The organism is Sphingomonas glacialis (assembly GCF_014653575.1).
Classification (GTDB): domain Bacteria; phylum Pseudomonadota; class Alphaproteobacteria; order Sphingomonadales; family Sphingomonadaceae; genus Sphingomonas; species Sphingomonas glacialis.
This window is the reverse complement of record NZ_BNAQ01000003.1, coordinates 95,853-113,588: the sequence shown is the minus strand read 5'-3', so window position 1 is coordinate 113,588 and position 17,736 is coordinate 95,853. Positions and strand designations below refer to the sequence as shown.

Here is a 17,736-nt window from a genome sequence, read left to right as displayed (position 1 = left end):
ACCGCCATGCGCTATATCAGCACGCGCGGCTCCGCGCCGACCCTCGACTTTCGCGACGTAACGCTCGCGGGCCTTGCCAAGGATGGCGGACTCTATCTGCCCGAAAGCTGGCCGAGCTTCTCGGCCGCGCAGATCGCGGCGATGCAGGGGCTGTCCTATGTCGAAACCGCGGTCGCGGTGATGCTGCCCTTCGTCGAGGGCACGCTGAGCGAAGACGATCTGCGCACGCTGTGCACCCAGGCCTATGGCCGCTTCGCGCACGCCGCGGTGGTGCCGCTCGCGCAACTCGACGAACGCAATTGGCTGCTCGAGCTCTTCTACGGCCCGACGCTCGCCTTCAAGGACGTCGCGCTGCAGCTCCTGGGCTTGCTGTTCGAGCGCTTCCTCACCGGATCGACGCAGCAGGTGACCGTGGTCGGTGCGACCTCGGGCGATACCGGCTCGGCGGCCATCGACGCGCTTGCCGGCCGCGCCGGGGTCGATGTCTTCATGCTCCACCCCAAGGGCCGCGTGTCGGACGTTCAGCGCCGTCAGATGACGACAGTGATCGCGCCCAACATCCACAATATCGCGCTCGAGGATGCGAGCTTCGACGACGCGCAAGCGCTGGTAAAGGCGATGTTCAACGATCCTGCCTTCTCGGGCAAGTTCGCGCTGTCGGCGGTCAATTCGATCAACTGGGCGCGGCTGATGGCGCAGATCGTCTATTATTTCTACGCCGCCGTCCGGCTTGGCGCGCCCGAGCGACCGGTCGCGTTCTCGGTGCCGACGGGCAATTTCGGCGACGTGTTTGCGGGATACGTTGCGGCCAAGATGGGGCTGCCGGTCGCCAAGCTGATCGTCGCGACCAACGTCAACGACATCCTCCACCGTGCGCTGAGCGCCGGCGACTATTCGCAAGGCACCGTCGTGCCGACGCCGAGCCCGTCGATGGACATCCAGGTTTCGAGCAATTTCGAGCGGTTGTTGTTCGATCTCGGCGGGCGCGACGGTCATGCACTCGCCGATCAGATGCGCGGGTTCGAGACGTCGAAGGCGATGCGCCTGACGAACGCGCAGCGAGAAGGCGCGGCCGCACTGTTTGCAAGCGACCGGATCGATCTCGACGACATGGCGCTGGCGATGCGCTGGGCGTGCGAGGCGAGCGGCCAAGTGATCGACCCGCACACCGCGATCGGCCTTGCGGCCGCGCGCCGTGCCGATCTGCCCGCCGACGTGCCCATCGTCACGCTCGCGACCGCGCACCCCGCCAAGTTCCGCGACGCGGTCGAGCGGGCGACCGGGCAACGCCCGGTCCTGCCGGCACGGATGGGCGATCTGTTCGAGCGCGAGGAACGCTATGCCTCGCTGCCGGGCACGTTCGAGGCGGTGACGGCGTATATCGCCGAGCGGGCGAGCGCACGGTAATGGGCCCTTTGCTCACGCTCATCGCCGAACCCTGGCAGGATTACGGCCTCGTCGACTCCGGCCACGGCCGCAAGCTCGAGCGCTACGGCCGCTTCCGCTTCATCCGCCCCGAACCGCAGGCGATGTGGGCGCCCGCGTCGGACAGCTGGGAAGCCGATGGCGACTTTATCGGCGCGTCGGACGAGGATGGCGGCGGACGCTGGCACCTCTCGCGCGACGTGCCGCGCGGCGGCTGGCATGTCCGCTGGAACGAAGTGCTGTTCACCGCGCAAAACACGCCGTTCCGCCATTTGGCGTTCTTCCCCGACATGGCGCCGCAATGGGAATGGATGCGCGGCAAGGTCGCCGAGGGCGATCAAGTGCTCAACCTGTTCGGCTATACCGGCGTCGGCACGCTCGCGCTCGCCGCCAAGGGGGCGGCGATGACGCATGTCGATGCCTCGAAGAAATCGGTCGATGCCGGCAAGGCCAACGCCTTCCTGTCGGACATGTCGGATCGGCCGATCCGCTGGATGGTCGACGACGCCGCCAAGTTCGCCGCGCGCGAAGTGCGGCGCGAGAAGCGCTATGACGGGATCTTCCTCGATCCGCCCAAGTTCGGACGCGGGCCAGACGGCGAAGTGTGGAAGCTCGAGGAGGGCCTGCCCGGCCTGATCGCCGATTGTCGCCGCTTGCTCGACAAGGACAGCAAGTTCCTCGTCCTCACCGTTTATGCCGTGCGGATGTCGGCATTGGCGATCGGCGAGGTAGTGCGCCAGGCGCTCTCCGATCTCGGCGGTACGGTCGAAGTCGGCGAGATGGCGGTGCGCGAGGAAGCGCGCGGGCTGTTGCTGCCGACCGCGATCTTCGCACGCTGGACGCGGTAATCGCGGCGTTGCTCTGACGCTGGTCAGTGCGGCGTGGCGCGGTCGCGCAGCACGATCTCGAACACCAGGCCGCGCTCCTCGGGGCCGGGCATGATCGTCAGCGTCCCGCCATGCGCGCGTGCGATCCGCTCTACCAGCGACAGGCCGATGCCCGATCCTTCGATGCCGCGATCGGCGCCGCGCCACAGGCGGTCCTTTAGACGAGCAAGCTGCGCTGCTGGTACGCCGTTGCCGTCATCGGTCACACTCAGCCGCGCGCCGGGGCCCGCCCGCACGATGATCGCCGTGCCGAGCGGCGTGTATTTCGCGGCATTGTCGACCAGATTCTCGAGCGCGAGGATGATCGCATCGGGATAGCCGTGGACCGGGGCGACATCGGTTGCAGTCTCGAACGCGATCGACCGGCCGCCGGTAACGATGCCCGGTGCCCGATCGGCGACCACCTGCGTGGCGAGCGCGACTAAGTCGAACGCCTCGGCCTCGACGGCATGCGGTTGCTCGAGCTCGGCGAGCGCGAGCAACTGACCGATGACGCGCGCCGCGCGATCGACCGACGCCATCAGGTCGGCGCGCACGCCCGCATCGGCGACCGCGTCGGCGCGCAGCCGGATCGCGGCTAACGGGGTGCGGAGTTCATGCGACACATCGGCGGCGAATGCGCTTTGGATGTGCAGCGCGGCGACCAGCCGATCGAGCGCGGCATTGGTCGCCTCGGCGAGCGGCTCGGCCTCGGTGGGAAGCACCCCGCGCGGCAAGCGCGTGTCGAACGACTGTGGGCCGATCGTCGCCGCGATCGCCGACACCGCGCGCATCCGCAGCGTCAGCCGCCGCGCGAGCAGCACGCCGATCAACGGCACCAGCGCGGCGATCGGCAGCGTGAGCAGGGCGAAGCGCTTGAGGAAGGCCCGTACGATATCGTCGGTGATGACCTCGGGGTCGGTATCGTCCTGCGACACGACGATCCAGCCGCCGCGCGTCGGCAGGCTATACCCCTCGACCGCGCCCCGACGGAAGAAATGCGCGTGACTGTCGAGCGGGGCCGCGGCAAGCACCGCGCGCCGCGCGGGGCCGCTGCTGCGGTCGATCCGACGATCGCTGCCGAAGGTGGCGACCGCCATGCCGTTGATCAGCGGGATGGCCGCGATCGTGCCAGCGCCGTCGGCGCGCGCCGCCGCGACGACCTGTGCCTGCCGAACGAGCAAGCTGCGCTGGAAACGATCGGCGGTCTGGTGGAGCAGCGTGGTCGCGCTCCACAGCAACACCAGCGTCGCGATCAGTGCGACCGCGATGTGAAGCACGACGAATTGCCCGAGCAGCGAGCGCGGCGCGCGCATCATGCCGGCGTGGCGAGCAGCATATAGCCGACGCCGCGCACCGTCTCGATCCGCGCACCCGTCGCCGCCTCGTCGAGCCGCTTGCGCAAGCGGTGGACATAGACCTCGATCGCATTCGACCCGAGATCGCCGTCGAGCCCGAACAGATGATCCTCGGCGATCCGCTTGGGGACGACCTTGCCGACGCGGCGCAGCAGCAGCTCGAGCAATTCGGTCTCGCGCGCCGACAGGCCGAGCACGCGCTCGCCGACCGAAGCGACGCGCGTCTCGACCGCGAAGCTGAGCGCACCGCATTGCAGCGCGCGTCCGACATGCCCGTCGCGCCGCCGCAGGATCGCGAGCAGCCGCGCATGGAGTTCGTCGAGGTCGAACGGCTTGACCATATATTCGTCGGCGCCGGCGTTGAGCCCGAGAATCCGCGCGTCGATCGCCCCGCGTGCGGTCAGCACGAGGACGGGACGCGTATCGCCGCGCGCGCGCATTCGCGTGAGCAGGCCCATCCCGTCGCCATCGGGCAGGCCGAGATCGAGCAGCACCGCGGCATAGTCGCTTGCTTCGAGATAGGCTTCGGCGGCTTCGATCGTCGACGCATGGTCGATCGCGACGCCGCGCCGGACCAGCGCATCCGCCAGCGCCGTCGCGACCGCGGGCTCATCATCGACCAATAGTACGCGCATCGGACCTTTTCTGTGTGCACTGCGGCATCTGTAAGCCGACTGTAAGCGAGCGCGCCTAGGGCTGACAGCCAAATCACAGCAGGTCCTTCGATGCACACGACCGTTCCCCCCCAGGCGCTGCCCCCCACCCGTAGCCTGTCGCGCGCGACGCAAATGCGCTGGCTCGGTATCGTTGGAGGGGTGGCGATCGGCTTGGCGCTGTTGTGGAGCGCGCTCGCCGCGCTGTTCCACCACGATGCGGCACCGCCGCCGACGACGCCGCCCGGCATGCTCCGGCTGACGCGCGAGCAAATGGCGGGGCTCCAAACGCTGCGCGTCGGCGTCGGCGAGTCGGATCATCGTACGCTGGCGAGCGGGGCGATCACCGTCGATGGCGATCGCAGCACACCGGTGCTGCTGCCCTATGCCGGGCAAGTTGTGAAAGTGCTCGCCGATGCCGGGCAATATGTGAAGCCGGGGCAGCCGCTGCTGCTGATCCAGACGAGCGATTTCGTCGATGCGCGCAGCGGCCTGTTCAGCGCACGCGCGGCGTTCCAGAACGCGCAAGCACAACTCGCCACTGCGACCCGCAACGCCGAGCGTCAGAAGCAGATCTTCGAAACCGCAGGCGGCGCGCAAAAGGATTATCAGCAGGCACAGACCGACCTGATCGCCGCGCAGGCGACCGCGCGCACCGCGGCGGCGACGCTCGGCGCGGCGCGAGACAAGCTCGCGATCCTCGGCAAGTCGGCGGGCGAGATCGGCGCGCTCGAACGTGTCGGCGAAGTGTCGGGGATCCACGACCGCACGACGCTCCACGCCCCTGTCGGCGGTCTGATTGCGTCGCGCGACGTGGCGGCGGGGCAATATGTCGCGCAAGGCGGCGACAAGCCGGTGATGACGATCACCGATCCGTCGCACGTCTGGTTGATCGCGCAGCTCGCCGAGGGCGATGCGAGCGCAGTGCATGTCGGCGATACGGTGACCGTCACGACCCCCGCGCTGCCGGGGCGCAGCTTCCACGCGACGATCGACCTGGTCGGCGCCGCGCTCGATCCGCAGACGCACCGCTTGCCGGTGCGCGCGACGATCGCCAATCCCGACGGCGCGCTGAAACCGCAGATGTTCGCCAGCTTCTCGATCCAGCGGGCGCAGCAGAGCGCGGCGCTGCGCGTTCCGGTCGCGGCGGTGATCCATGAAGGCGATAGCGCGCGCGTCTGGGTTGTCCGGCCCGATGGGCTGTTGCAGGCGCGCACCGTCACCGCCGGCGACGAGCAGGACGGCCAGGTCGTCATCCTGAGCGGGCTCAACCCCGGCGAGCGCATCGTCACGGCGGGCGCGTTGTTCGTCAACGAGGCTGGTCTCGGCGAATGAACAGAATCGTCGAATTCTCGCTGCGCCAGCGGCTGCTGATCGTCGGCATTTTCGCCGCCATGCTGGTGGCGGGGGCGATCGGCTTCTGGAACCTCAACATCGAGGCCTATCCCGATCCCGTCCCGCCGATGGTCGAGGTCATCACGCAGACGCAAGGCCTGTCGGCCGAGGAGATGGAGCGCAACGTCACCATCCCGATCGAAGTTGGCATGGCGGGCATCCCGCACCTCACCGCGATCCGCGCGATCTCGCTGTTCGGCCTGTCCGACATCAAGATCCAGTTCAGCTACGATCTCACCAACGAGGCCGCCAAGCAGCAGGTGATCAACCGCCTGTCGCAGCTGCCGCCGCTATCCGGCGGGGCGCAGCCGACGCTGTCGCCGACGAGTCCGGTGGGCGAGATCTATCGCTACAAGATCACCGCGCCGCCGGGCTATTCGGTGATGGACTTGAAGACGCTGCAGGACTGGGTGCTGCAACGTCGCTTCAAGCGGATCCCGGGCGTGATCGACGTGACGGGCTGGGGCGGCAAGCTGCGCGCCTATGACGTGGTGATCGACAACGACCGGCTCGCGGCACACGGCGTCACGGTGTCGCAGGTGCTCGCCGCGCTGTCGAAGAGCGACGGCAATGTCGGCGGCCAGACGATCAACTTCGGCGCACAGGCGGCGATCGTCCGCGGCGTCGGGCTGATCCAGTCGGTCTCGGGAATCGAGAACGTGCTGGTCGGCAGTGCCAACGGCCAGCCGATCCTGTTGAAGGACGTCGCGCGCGTCCAGATCGGCAACGAGCCGCGGCTCGGCATCGCCGGCTACAACAATGAAGACGACATCGTGCAGGGCATCGTGCTGATGCAGCGCGGCGCGCAGTCGATGCCGACGATCCAGGCGGTGCAGAAGGAAGTGTCCGACATCAACGCCTCGGGGCTGCTGCCGCCGGGCGTGCATCTCGACCGCGTCTATGATCGCTCCGATCTGATCAAGCTGACGATCCACACCGTGCTCGAAAATCTCGTCGCCGGCATCGCGCTGATCTTCTTCCTGCAATGGGCGTTCCTCGGGAACCTGCGCAGCGCGATCATCGTCGCGGCGACGATCCCGTTCGCGCTCGCCTTCGCGATCCTGATCCTCGTGCTTCAGGGTGAAAGCGCGAACCTGCTGTCGGTCGGCGCGCTCGATTTCGGGCTGGTCGTCGATGCGAGCGTGATCATGGTCGAGAACGTCTTTCGCCACATGGTCGAGCGTTCGGCGCATGTCGAAAACGGGCGCGGGCACTATACGCTGGCGAGCCGCTTCTCGGCGGTGCTCGGCGCGAGCCATGAGGTCAGCCGCGGGATCTTCTTTGCGGCGGCGATCATCATCGCGAGCTTCCTGCCGCTGTTCACGCTGACCGGAGTCGAGGGGCATATCTTCGGGCCGATGGCGAAGACCTATGCCTATGCCATCACCGGCGGGCTGATCGCGACCTTCACGGTCGCGCCGGTGCTCGCGACGCTGCTGCTCCCCGACAAACTGTCCGAGGTCGAGACGTGGATCGTCGGCAAGCTGCGCCGCGCCTACGAACCCGCCGCCGCCTTCGCGCTCGGCAACCGCGTGCTCGCGGTCGGGGGCGCGTTGCTGCTGCTCGCCGCGGCGATGGTCGGCGTGCGCTCGCTCGGGATCGAATTCCTGCCGCATCTCGAGGAAGGCAATATGTACATCCGCGCGAGCTTGCCCGCATCGATCAGCCTCGAGGCCGGGGAGCCCGTCGTCAACGGCGTGCGGCGGATGATCGCGGCCTATCCCGAGGTCGAATCGGTGCTCTCGGCGCATGGCCGGCCCGATGACGGGACCGATTCGACCGGCTTCTTCAACGCCGAATTCTTCGTGCCGTTGAAGCCGTTCGGCACATGGCCCGCGGGCGTCACCAAGGAGACGCTGACCGCCGAGCTGTCGAAGAAGCTCCAGGCGAAATACCCGGGCGTCGACTTCTCCTTTTCGCAATATATCGAGGACAATGTCGAGGAAGCCGCCTCGGGCGTGAAGGGCGCCAATTCGATCAAGCTGTTCGGTCCTGATCTCGCGACGCTCGAAAAGTACGCCGACCAGATCAAGGACAAGATGGCCAAGGTCCCCGGCATCGTCGACCTCGGCGTGTTCCAGTCGCTCGGCCAGCCGACGGTGCGGATCGACGTCGATCGCGCGCGCGCCTCGCGCTACGGCCTGACCCCCGACGACCTCAACGCGACCGTCGCCGCGGCGATCGGTGGGCAATCGAATGCCGATCTGTACGAGAAGGGCACCGACCGCCACTTCCCGATCATCGTCCGCCTCCGTGCCGAACAGCGCGACAGCATCGATTCGATCCGTCGCATCACCGTCGGTGCGCCTTCGCCGAATGGCACGGGTACGATCCAGGTGCCGCTGTCCGAAGTCGCCGACGTGAAGCTGACCTCGGGCGCGTCGTTCATCTATCGCGAGCATCAGGAGCGCTACATCCCGATCAAATTCTCGGTGCGCGGTCGCGATCTCGGCGGTGCGGTCGATCAGGCGCGCGCCGAGATTACGCGCAGCGTCCATCTGCCGCCGGGCTATCATCTCGAATGGGCGGGCGAGCTCGACAATCTCAACAATGCCGTCGCGCGGCTCGAGGTTGTGGTGCCGATCAGCCTGCTGCTGATCCTGCTGCTGCTCTACGCCAATTTCGGCTCGATCCGCGACAGCCTGCTCGCTTTTTCGGCGATCCCGATGGCGATCATCGGCGGCGTGCTCGCGCTCGCGGTGTCGGGGACGGCGTTCAGCATTTCGTCGGCGATCGGCTTCGTGGCGCTGTTCGGCATTGCGGTGATGGACGGCATCCTGGTCGTCACCACCTTCAACCATGCGATCGACGAGGGCGTCGCGCGCGAAGGCGCGATCGCGACGACGGTGCGGCATAGCCTGCGGCCGGTGGTGATGACCTGCCTGGTCGCGGCGATCGGGTTGCTGCCGGCCGCGCTCTCGAACGGCATCGGTAGCCAGGTGCAGAAGCCGCTCGCTTTGGTCGTGGTCGGGGGAATGACGCTCGCGCCGATCCTGATCCTGCTCGTGCTGCCGGTGCTGATCGACCTGTTCTCGCACCGCGTCGCGCCCGAGGATCGCGGCGCGCATGGCCGCGATGTCGGGCATCATCCGCATCCCGCGAGCGAAGGGGAGGCGCTGGCATGAAGCGGATTGCCATCAGCCTGCTCGCGCTGAGCGTCAGCGCGTGTGCGATGGGCCCGCGCACTGTGGTGCCTCCGGTCGCGCTGCCGCCGGCGACCGCGCCGCAGAGCTTCGCGCCAACGCAGGGGCCGACGCAGGTGACCCGCGTCGCCGAAGTTCCCCGCGAATGGTGGCGCGCCTTCGCCAGCAGCGAGCTCGATACGCTGGTCGCCGAGGCGCTCGCGCACGCCACGGATATCGCGGTCGCCGACGCGACCCTGCGCCAGGCGCGCGAGCAAGCGTCCGCCACCGCAGGCAGCGCGCTGCCGCAGGTCGACGCGAGTTACCAGGCGCAGCGCACGCGCGTGTCGTATGCGCTCTCGCCCGCGGTCAGCGACTCGAACCAGCAACTCTACACGCTGCACACCGCGCAGCTGAGCGTCACGTACAACCCCGATCTGTTCGGCGGCATCAAGACGCGGATCCGCTCGGCGCGCGCGCTGGCCGAAGTGCAGCGGCACCGGCTCGATGCCGCGCGCACCACGGTGCTCGCCAATCTCGTCCAGGCAGTGATCCAGCGCGCCTCGCTCGCCGACCAGATCGCGGCGCTCCAGACGAGCGTCGCGGTCAATCGCGACATCCTCGCGCAATTGCTCAAGCGGCAGCAGCTCGGCGCGGTCGGCGCGGCGGATGTCGCGACGCAACAGGCGGCGCTCGCCACCGCGCAAAGCGCGCTGCCGGCGCTGGTCCGCGCCGAGGCGCATCAGCGCGTCATCATCGCCACGCTGATCGGGCGTACCCCTGGCAGCGCGCTGCCGGCGCTGCCGTCGCTGACGGCGCTCGTGTTGCCGCAGGACCTGCCGGTGCTGCTGCCGTCAGATCTGGTCGCGCGGCGGCCCGACGTGGGAGCGGCGCGCGCGCAGCTCGAGGGTGCTGCGGCCGATGTCGGGACGGCGGTCGCGGCGCGGCTGCCCAGCATCCAGCTCGAGGCCAGCGGCGGCGGCACCGCGCAGCATCTGTTCGACATGTTCAAGAGCGGCAATCCGTTCTGGTCGGTGCTCGGCGGTGTGACGCAGCCGATCTTCCACGCAGGCGCGCTGCGCCACCAGCAACGCGCCGCCGAGGCCGCGCTCGATGGGGCCAAGGCGCAATATCGCGCGACCGTGCTTCAGGCGTTCGGCGATGTGTCGGACGCGCTGACCGGGCTGCGTACCGATGCCGACGCCTATGACGCGGCGTCGCGCGCGGGTGATTCGTCGGCGCGGGCGCTCGGCTTCATCCGGCGACAGCTCGCGCTCGGCGATGTCGGCACGCTTGCCTTGCTCAACGCGACCGCGACCGATGCGCAGGCGCGTTCGCTCGTCATCCAGGCGCGCGCGGCGCGGCTCATCGATACCGTCGCCTTGTTCCAGGCTGCAGGCGGTGGCGTGACTTCGAGCTAGCGACGGCTCAATCGAAGTGGAGATAGGCCGGGTCGAAATCGGCGACCCGGCACAGCGCGTCCCAATCCTGCACAACGAACATCCGCCGTTCGCGCGCGATCAGCTGCTCGGCCTCGAGATTCTGCAGCATGCGGTTGACGTGCACCGGGGTGAGCGCGGTCGCGTCGGCGATCTGTTCCTGGCTCATTGGCAGTTCGAAACGGCGTTGCGCGTCGTCGAGCGGCGGCCCTTCGCGCCGATAGATCAGCTCGCACAACAGATGCGCGATCCGCGTCCGCGCGTCGCGCCGACCGACGTTGAGGATCCATTCGCGCTGGATCGATCCGTCGATCAAGCTGTCGCGCCACAACGCGCGCGCGACGTTCGGGCGCGCGTCGATCGTCGCGCGGATCGCATCGATCGGAATCCAGGCGATCCGCGCCTCGTTGAGCGCCTGAACATTATGGTCGGCGGTGCGCAGTTCGAGATGGTGGAGATCGACGATATCGCCGCGGCGGTGGAAGGACAGGATCTGGCGCTGCCCGACGCCGGTCAGTTTGCTGCGAAAGGCGTGCCCTTCAAGGACCAAGCTGCAGTCGCGCACCATTTGCCCGTCGCGCAGGAGGTAGCCGTTGCCGCGTACGTTCTGCATACGAATCGGCCACGCCCGAATCGCCAGGAGGTCGTCTCCGTCGAGGTGCGAGACGCGCTGTAATTTGGCCAACAGCGGTACAAACGGGTCTTCGAGCACGTGTGCCCCCCGTTTCGCCTGGTCGAAGTCGTGCGGAGCAGTCTGCTGGTCCATGATAGCCCGAGTAATTTGGGGTGAACACTCCAGCGCCATAGGCATGGCGTACTCGCTGACACCCGATACTGCGGAAAGCCTGTAAGAATGGCAATAATGTAGATCAATCGCGTCAAATAGTTCGACAATACTGTGCCGTATCTATGTCAGCGACGCGGAACCGCCCCAACCAAATTTATTGTAATGCGGTGCTCTGCGATAGGATGTTCGCGACGATGCGGTGCGTGAAGGCGTGGCGCGAACCGAGCGGCAATCCGATTCGGCAATGGAGTCCGTCCGCGCGCAACGCGAAGTGCGTGCGCGCACCGAGTTGATCGGGCAGCGCCTGCTCGATCAGTTCGCGCCCGAAGCCGTGATGGTGGGCGACGTTTTGCTCGACGGCGCCGCCGGTTTCGGTCCAATCGAGCCGCAGCTCGCTGGTCGTCGCCACCCAGGCGATCTGCAGCTTGCCGCCAGGGTGCGACAAGGCACCGAACTTGAGCGCATTGATGATCAGTTCGTGGAACGCGAGCGCCAGCGCTTGCGCTTGTGCGGGCTGGACCCATGCGATCTGGCCACCGATCGTGATCCGCGGATCCCATCCGAATTGGAATTCGCGCAGTTCATCGCGAATGAGCATTTCCAGGTCGTGCGATTCGCGGGGATGCCGGTGATAGCGTGCCAGGACGTCAAGCCGTGCGGCAAAGTGGTCCGCAATGGTATCGGCCGGCTCGCCCGAGGCAGGACTTTGCGAGACGATCGATCGAATCGTCGTGATCAGCTGGGCCGCGCGGTCGCGCTCGTCGTCGAGCGCCGACCGTGCCGCGCGGAGCTGTGCTTTCACCTCCGCCAGATCGGCGCGCAAGCCGGCGGTCTCGGCAAAGGGGGCACACTCCAGGGACATTCGGTGTCGGGCCACGGATTCCACCTCGAGCGGGTTTAATCCACTCGAACGCTTTGCCGTGCAGGTCGGTTCCTCAATGCGCAGCGGTTGGCCCGGGCGAACGTCAGGCGGGTGTATCCCGTTGGGGGTGCCTGACGTTCGCCCTGCGGCGATCAGCCAGCCTTGTGCGGGCAGATCAGATACTTCGTCCCCGTCGCGCGGCGATTATACGCTTCGATCACGTCTGGCTGAAGCGCCTCGACCAACGAGATTTCGTGCGTGTAGTGGCTCGCAAAGGTCGTCGTCAGCTCGGCAACGACGCGATCCTTGAGCGCCTGGACCGCCTCGGCGCCGATCTTGACGAGGAACGGCGTCAGCAGGAAGCCGCTGAGCGACCAGCTGAAGCCGAAGCTGTTGCGGTTGAGCGTGGTCGGCGCGACGTCGAGCCCGCCATAGATATAGACTTGCTTGAAGGTGTCCGATCCGTAGCGGCTATAGGTCGTCATCCGCTTGACTGCGGCTGCCTCCATGCAGCTGAGCAACTGCCCGGCCAGCTTGCCGCCGCCGATCGCGTCGAAGGCGAGCGTCGCGCCGGTCTCGACCATCATCGCGGTAAGCGTCTCGAGGAAGTCGGGCTGGCTCGAATCGGCGACATGCACCGCGCCGATCCCGCGCAGCAACTCGGCCTGCGCCGGGCTGCGGACGACGTTGACGAGCGGGATCCCGTCCTTGAGGCAGATCTTGACGAGCATCTGACCGAGGTTCGACGCGGCGGCGGTGTGGACCAGCGCGGTGTGGCCTTCGCGCCGCATCACTTCGGTCATCGCGAGCGAGGTCAGCGGATTGACGAAGCACGATGCGCCATCGGCAGGCGCGGTGCCGTCGGGGAGCACCATGCACTCGGCGACGCGCAGAACGCGATATTGCGCGTACATCGCGCCACCGAGCATCGCGACGGTCTTGCCGAGCAGCGCCTGCGCGGCGGGCGAGGCGCCGGCCGCGACGACGATCCCCGAGCCTTCGTTACCGACCGGCATCGCTTCATCGAGCCGGCCCGCCATCGCGCGCATTCCGCCTGGCGGCACATCGGCGGTGACGAGCGGATGGCCGTCGCGCGTCGTCGCGACAGCGCTGCTCATGTCGGCGGCGCCGAACAGCAATCCCAGATCTGACGGATTGATCGGCGTTGCCAGCACCTTGACGACGACTTGATCGTCGCGCGGCGCGGGAACCGGCTGGTCGATCAGCGAGACCTCGAGATGCGCGTCCTTGGTGACGCGCGACAGCAATTGGAGGCCAGTGCTTGGAACAGGATCGGTCATCGGGATTTCCTCTCTTATAGTAGCGCCATCCCTAGCCGCTGAGTGACCCGCGCGCGAGTGCGAACGTGGTTCTCTCCCCGGCGACGGTTTGGTAGGGATCGAAGACGTCGGCGCGTGGCACGAAGCGAAGCGACGATGGTGTAGTGAGGCTTGATGGACAATTGCGCGACCGGGGTGACAGGCCTCGATGACATTCTGGCCGGCGGCCTTTCGCGCGGGCGGTTGTTTCTGCTCGAAGGAAGCCCTGGTACGGGCAAGACGACGATCGCCACGCAATTCCTGATGGCGGGCGTCGCGGCGGGAGAGCGCGCGCTCTACATCACCTTATCGGAGACCGAGGAAGAGTTGCGCGATGGCGCTGCATCGCATGGCTGGAGCTTCGCTGACGGGTTCAATATCTATGAACTCGTGCCGCCCGAAAGCCTGCTCGACGCCGATCAGCAACAGAGCTTGCTCTATTCCTCCGATCTCGAGCTTGGCGAGACGACCAAGCGGATCTTCGAATCGTTCGAGCGGATCGGGCCTGTGCGCGTCGTACTCGACAGCTTGTCCGAAATCCGTCTGCTGGCGCAAAGCTCACTGCGCTATCGTCGCCAGATCCTCGCGCTGAAGCATTATTTCGCCAAGGCCGACGCGACGGTCCTGATGCTCGACGATCTCACCGCCGATGTCGGCGACAAGACCGTCCACAGCGTCGCGCATGCGGTGATTCGGCTCGAGGAGCTGTCGCCGAATTACGGCGCCGAGCGCCGCCGCCTGCGCGTGCTCAAATATCGCGGCCGCAAATATCTTGGTGGCTATCACGATTTCGTCATCGGGACCGGCGGGATCCGCGTGTTTCCGCGGCTGGTTGCGGCCGAGCACAAGACCGCTTTTACGCGCGAGACCGTCGGGGTCGATGATCCCGCCTTCAACGCGCTGGTCGGTGGCGGGTTCGAGCGCGGCGCGAGCACCTTGATCCTCGGCCCGGCCGGGACCGGCAAGTCGCTGCTGACGCTCGGATTCGTCAGGGCTGCGGTCGCGCGCGGCGAACGCGCGGCGATGTTCATCTTCGACGAAGAGCTCGGTCTGCTGTTCGAACGCGCCAAGGGGCTCGACATCGATCTGCAGGCGATGGTCGCGGCGGGCAATCTGGTGATCGAGCAGATCGACGCTGCCGAACTGACGCCGGGCGAATTTTCCGAACGCGTCCGCGCCTGTGTCGAGACGCATGCCGCGCGCACCGTGATCGTCGACAGTCTCAACGGCTATCAGGCGGCGATGCCCGAAGAGCAGGCGCTGATCCTGCACATGCACGAGCTTCTGCAATATCTGAACCGGCAGGGCGTGATGACGTTCCTGACGGTCGCGCAGCACGGGCTGGTCGGCGACATGAAGTCGCCGGTCGATGTCACCTACCTCGCCGATACCGTTATTTTGCTGCGATATTTCGAAGCGCGCGGACGGGTCCGAAGAGCGATTTCGGTCGTTAAGAAGCGGACCGGTCCCCACGAGGACACGATCCGCGAGTTCATGATCGGCGACAACGGGATCACGCTCGGTGAGCCGTTGACGGGCTTTCAGGGCGTGTTGCGGGGCGTGCCGACCTTGCTGGGGGACGACGAAGGGCTCCTTGGCACGAAGGCTTGAACGACCGTTGAACCGTACGTTTGCAGAAGGTGCCGTTGTGCTTGCGCCGCGTGGTCGCGATGGTGCGATCGCGCGAGCGATGCTGGCGGAGGCGGGGCTCGTCGCCGAGACGGTGCCCGACCTTGCGGCGTTGGTGGCGGCGCTGCGACGCGGCGCGGGCTTTGCAATCATCACCGAGGAGGCGCTGCGCAACGCCGATCTGCGCGAGCTTGCCGCATTCCTGGCCGATCAGCAGGAATGGTCGGACTTTCCGTTCATCCTGTTGACCGAGCGTGGCGGCGGGCTCGAGCGCAATCCGGGTGCGGTGCGGTTGCTCGAGACGCTCGGTAACGTCACCTTTCTCGAACGGCCATTTCATCCGACGACGCTCGTCAGCCTCGCCAAGGCCGCGTCGCGTGCGCGCATCCGGCAATATCAAGCGCGCGCGCGGCTCGAGGAAATCAATGACGGGCAAGCGAGCCTCAAGCTCGCGCTGTCGGCGGGCGGGCTCGGGACCTGGACGCTGGCGATGCCGGCGCGAACGCTCAGCGCCGCGCCCGAAAGCAAGGCGCATTTCGGGCGCGGGGCCGACGATCGCTTCGATTTCGAAGACCTTATCGACACCGTCCATCCGAAGGATCGCGCACTGCTCGAGGACGCGCTCGCGGAGTCGGTCGCGATGGGGGTCGATTTCGATCTCGAAGCGCGCTGCCTGTGGCGCGATGCGTCGCTTCACTGGGTACAGATCAACGGCCGCGTCGAACGCGATCCGTCGGGCTCGATCGTGCGACTGGTCGGGGTGTCGCACGAGATCACTGAGCGGCGGCAGGACGAACTGCGCCAGCGAGCGCTGCTCGAACTCGGCGACGCGTTGCGGCATATGACCGATGCCGACAAGATGTCGTTCCTCGCCGCGCGCATCCTCGGCGAGACGATGGGGGTAAGCCGCGCCGGGTACGGCACGATCGACCCGGTGCGCGAGACGATCACCGTCAAGCGCGACTGGAACATGCCCGGGATCGAGAGCCTCGCCGGCACGCTCCATTTCCGGGACTACGGATCGTATATCGAGGATCTCAAGCGCGGCGATACCGCGGCGATCGCCGACGCCCGGCTCGACCCGCGCACCGCCGACGGCGCGAGCGCGCTCGAGGCGATTTCGGCGCGCGCGTTCATTAACATGCCGATCGTCGACAACGGCCAGTTCGTCGCCTTACTCTATCTCAACCATGCCGAGGTCCGCCCCTGGTCGGCCGAGGACATCGCATTCATCCGCGATGTGGCGAACCGCACGCAATCGGCGATCGAACGCCGCAATGCCGAGACGGCGCTTGCGGACCTCGCGGATTCGCTCGAGCGCGAGGTCGAAGTGCGAACGCGCGAGCGCGACCGCACCTGGCAGAATTCGCAGGACCTGCTCGGCGTGATCGACACGCATGGGCGGTTCGTCGCGGTCAATCCCGCCTGGACCGAAATCCTCGGCTGGTATCCGCGCGAGATGGAAGGGCGAGCCTATGACGACTTCGTCCATCCCGACGATGCGCTCGCCTCGCAAGCCGCGTATCGCCAGGCGCAGGTAGAACCCTTGCGCCAGTTCGAGAACCGCATCCGCCACCGCGATGGCAGCTATCGCTGGGTGTCGTGGGTGGCGTCGTCGGGCGACGGGCTGATCTATGCCAGCGGGCGCCACGTTACCGCCGAGAAGGAAGCGCGGCTCGAGCTCGAGGCGGCGCAGGCGCAATTGCGGCAAGCGCAGAAGATGGAGGCGGTCGGGCAGCTGACCGGCGGCATCGCGCATGATTTCAACAATTTGCTGACCGCAATCTCGGGGAGCCTCGAGTTGATGCAGATCCGCGTGCGCCAGGGCCGGTCCGGCGATGTCGAGCGCTATGTCGAGGCAGCGCAGCAGGCGGCCAAGCGCGCGGCGGCGCTGACGCACCGCTTGCTCGCTTTCTCGCGCCGCCAGACGCTCGATCCGCGGCCGACCGACATCAATCGGCTGATCGTCAGCCTCGACGATCTGCTGCGCCGCTCGGTCGGGCCGACGATCGAGCTCGAAGTCGTCGGCGCGGGCGGATTGTGGACCGCGTTGATCGATCCCAACCAGCTCGAGAACGCAGTGCTCAATCTGTGCATCAACGCGCGCGACGCGATGCCCGAAGGTGGGCGGATCACGATCGAGACCGCAAACAAATGGCTCGACGAGAAAGCGGCTGCCGAGCGGCAATTGCCACCGGGCCAATATGTCTCGCTGTGCGTCACCGATACCGGTTCGGGGATGAGCGCCGAGACGATCGAGCGCGCATTCGACCCGTTCTTCACCACCAAGCCGCTCGGTGAGGGGACTGGGCTGGGCCTCTCGATGATCTACGGCTTCGTCCGCCAGTCGGGCGGGCAAGTGCGGATCTATTCCGAGCTCGGGCAAGGCACGACGATGTGCCTCTATTTCCCGCGCGTCGTCGGCCAGCACGCGATCGACGAAGTGGCGATGCCGACCGAAGCGACCTTGCCGCTGGCGAGTGGCGAGACCGTCCTCGTCGTCGATGACGAGGATGCCGTGCGGATGCTGGTGACCGATTTGCTCGCCGATATCGGCTGCAACTATCTCGAGGCGGCCGATGGTCCGGCGGGGCTCGCGATCCTCGATTCACCCGTGCGGATCGATTTGTTGATCACCGATGTCGGGCTGCCCAAGGGGATGAACGGGCGTCAGCTCGCCGATGCGGCGCGGCAGAAGCGGCCCGATCTCAAGATCCTGTTCATCACCGGCTATGCCGAGAATGCGGTGATCGGGAATGGCCATCTCGATCCCGGGATGCACATCCTGACCAAGCCGTTTCCGATGGACGTAATGAGCGCGCGGATCCGCGACTTGCTCGGGACGGGGGGCGAGGGCGCGGTCGGGAACGGCACGTAACCG

12 protein-coding genes are annotated in these 17,736 nt (G+C 66.9%); 7 read left to right on the top strand and 5 right to left on the bottom strand.

Features of this window, described 5'->3' with window-relative positions:
* Nucleotides 1-6 precede the first annotated feature (6 nt).
* Both thrC and IE187_RS11210 read left to right on the top strand, forming a co-directional pair.
* Nucleotides 7-1,407, top strand: a complete 1,401-nt coding sequence (gene thrC, locus IE187_RS11215) for a threonine synthase (protein ID WP_189676348.1) — start codon at nucleotides 7-9, stop codon at nucleotides 1,405-1,407.
* Nucleotides 1,407-2,273: an RsmD family RNA methyltransferase gene (locus IE187_RS11210; RefSeq protein WP_189676347.1), complete on the top strand. Its 867-nt coding sequence runs from the start codon at nucleotides 1,407-1,409 to the stop codon at nucleotides 2,271-2,273. The genes thrC and IE187_RS11210 overlap by 1 nt, the downstream gene beginning before the upstream one ends.
* A 23-nt stretch (nucleotides 2,274-2,296) precedes the next feature.
* On the opposite strand, the gene IE187_RS11205 is transcribed toward IE187_RS11210, so the two are convergent.
* Together IE187_RS11205 and IE187_RS11200 are read right to left on the bottom strand one after the other, a co-directional pair.
* On the bottom strand, nucleotides 2,297-3,607 hold the full coding sequence (locus IE187_RS11205) for a sensor histidine kinase (RefSeq protein ID WP_189676346.1): 1,311 nt from the start codon (nucleotides 3,605-3,607) through the stop codon (nucleotides 2,297-2,299).
* Entirely contained in the window at nucleotides 3,607-4,284 is a 678-nt protein-coding gene (locus tag IE187_RS11200; RefSeq protein WP_133191496.1) for a response regulator, read from the bottom strand. Before IE187_RS11200 ends, IE187_RS11205 begins: the two co-directional genes overlap by 1 nt.
* A gap of 90 nt (nucleotides 4,285-4,374) precedes the next feature.
* Between IE187_RS11200 and IE187_RS11195 the strand changes: the two genes are divergently transcribed.
* Genes IE187_RS11195 through IE187_RS11185 form a run of 3 tightly spaced genes read left to right on the top strand, consistent with a single transcriptional unit; the run spans nucleotide 4,375 to nucleotide 10,240 of the window.
* Nucleotides 4,375-5,637, top strand: a complete 1,263-nt coding sequence (locus IE187_RS11195; protein ID WP_189676345.1) for an efflux RND transporter periplasmic adaptor subunit — start codon at nucleotides 4,375-4,377, stop codon at nucleotides 5,635-5,637.
* Nucleotides 5,634-8,822 carry an efflux RND transporter permease subunit gene (locus IE187_RS11190; RefSeq protein ID WP_189676344.1) on the top strand — a complete coding sequence of 1,063 codons (3,189 nt, stop codon included), beginning with the start codon at nucleotides 5,634-5,636 and terminating at the stop codon, nucleotides 8,820-8,822. Before IE187_RS11195 ends, IE187_RS11190 begins: the two co-directional genes overlap by 4 nt.
* Nucleotides 8,819-10,240: an efflux transporter outer membrane subunit gene (locus tag IE187_RS11185; RefSeq protein ID WP_189676343.1), complete on the top strand. Its 1,422-nt coding sequence runs from the start codon at nucleotides 8,819-8,821 to the stop codon at nucleotides 10,238-10,240. The genes IE187_RS11190 and IE187_RS11185 overlap by 4 nt, the downstream gene beginning before the upstream one ends.
* A 7-nt stretch (nucleotides 10,241-10,247) precedes the next feature.
* Here IE187_RS11185 and IE187_RS11180 read toward each other — a convergent pair whose 3' ends face one another.
* The 3 genes from IE187_RS11180 to IE187_RS11170 all read right to left on the bottom strand — a co-directional run bounded on the left by IE187_RS11180 (nucleotide 10,248) and on the right by IE187_RS11170 (nucleotide 13,208).
* Complete coding sequence (locus IE187_RS11180) at nucleotides 10,248-10,871, bottom strand: Crp/Fnr family transcriptional regulator (protein WP_229839372.1); 624 nt, start codon at nucleotides 10,869-10,871, stop codon at nucleotides 10,248-10,250.
* Nucleotides 10,872-11,199: 328 nt separating this feature from the next.
* Nucleotides 11,200-11,907 carry a hypothetical protein gene (locus tag IE187_RS11175; protein WP_189676341.1) on the bottom strand — a complete coding sequence of 236 codons (708 nt, stop codon included), beginning with the start codon at nucleotides 11,905-11,907 and terminating at the stop codon, nucleotides 11,200-11,202.
* A gap of 152 nt (nucleotides 11,908-12,059) precedes the next feature.
* Nucleotides 12,060-13,208 (bottom strand): zinc-binding dehydrogenase, encoded by a 1,149-nt coding sequence (locus IE187_RS11170; protein WP_133191502.1) that lies wholly within the window; start codon nucleotides 13,206-13,208, stop codon nucleotides 12,060-12,062.
* A 153-nt stretch (nucleotides 13,209-13,361) separates the two neighbouring features.
* Here IE187_RS11170 and IE187_RS11165 point away from each other — a divergent pair, with 153 nt between their 5' ends.
* Together IE187_RS11165 and IE187_RS11160 are read left to right on the top strand one after the other, a co-directional pair.
* Complete coding sequence (locus IE187_RS11165) at nucleotides 13,362-14,837, top strand: ATPase domain-containing protein (RefSeq protein WP_189676340.1); 1,476 nt, start codon at nucleotides 13,362-13,364, stop codon at nucleotides 14,835-14,837.
* 7 nt (nucleotides 14,838-14,844) lie between these two features.
* On the top strand, nucleotides 14,845-17,733 hold the full coding sequence (locus IE187_RS11160; protein WP_189676339.1) for a GAF domain-containing hybrid sensor histidine kinase/response regulator: 2,889 nt from the start codon (nucleotides 14,845-14,847) through the stop codon (nucleotides 17,731-17,733).
* The last annotated feature ends 3 nt before the right edge of the window (nucleotides 17,734-17,736 follow it).

Bases quoted from the DNA above. Each gene is read 5' to 3' on its own strand.
- IE187_RS11165 (WP_189676340.1), top strand. From the start codon at position 13,362: ATGGACAATTGCGCGACCGGGGTGACAGGCCTCGATGACATTCTGGCC.
- IE187_RS11180 (WP_229839372.1), bottom strand. From the start codon at position 10,871: ATGCAGAACGTACGCGGCAACGGCTACCTCCTGCGCGACGGGCAAATG.
- IE187_RS11205 (WP_189676346.1), bottom strand. From the start codon at position 3,607: ATGCGCGCGCCGCGCTCGCTGCTCGGGCAATTCGTCGTGCTTCACATC.
- IE187_RS11175 (WP_189676341.1), bottom strand. From the start codon at position 11,907: ATGTCCCTGGAGTGTGCCCCCTTTGCCGAGACCGCCGGCTTGCGCGCC.
- IE187_RS11190 (WP_189676344.1), top strand. From the start codon at position 5,634: ATGAACAGAATCGTCGAATTCTCGCTGCGCCAGCGGCTGCTGATCGTC.
- IE187_RS11170 (WP_133191502.1), bottom strand. From the start codon at position 13,208: ATGACCGATCCTGTTCCAAGCACTGGCCTCCAATTGCTGTCGCGCGTC.
- IE187_RS11210 (WP_189676347.1), top strand. From the start codon at position 1,407: ATGGGCCCTTTGCTCACGCTCATCGCCGAACCCTGGCAGGATTACGGC.
- IE187_RS11195 (WP_189676345.1), top strand. From the start codon at position 4,375: ATGCACACGACCGTTCCCCCCCAGGCGCTGCCCCCCACCCGTAGCCTG.
- thrC (WP_189676348.1), top strand. From the start codon at position 7: ATGCGCTATATCAGCACGCGCGGCTCCGCGCCGACCCTCGACTTTCGC.
- IE187_RS11185 (WP_189676343.1), top strand. From the start codon at position 8,819: ATGAAGCGGATTGCCATCAGCCTGCTCGCGCTGAGCGTCAGCGCGTGT.
- IE187_RS11200 (WP_133191496.1), bottom strand. From the start codon at position 4,284: ATGCGCGTACTATTGGTCGATGATGAGCCCGCGGTCGCGACGGCGCTG.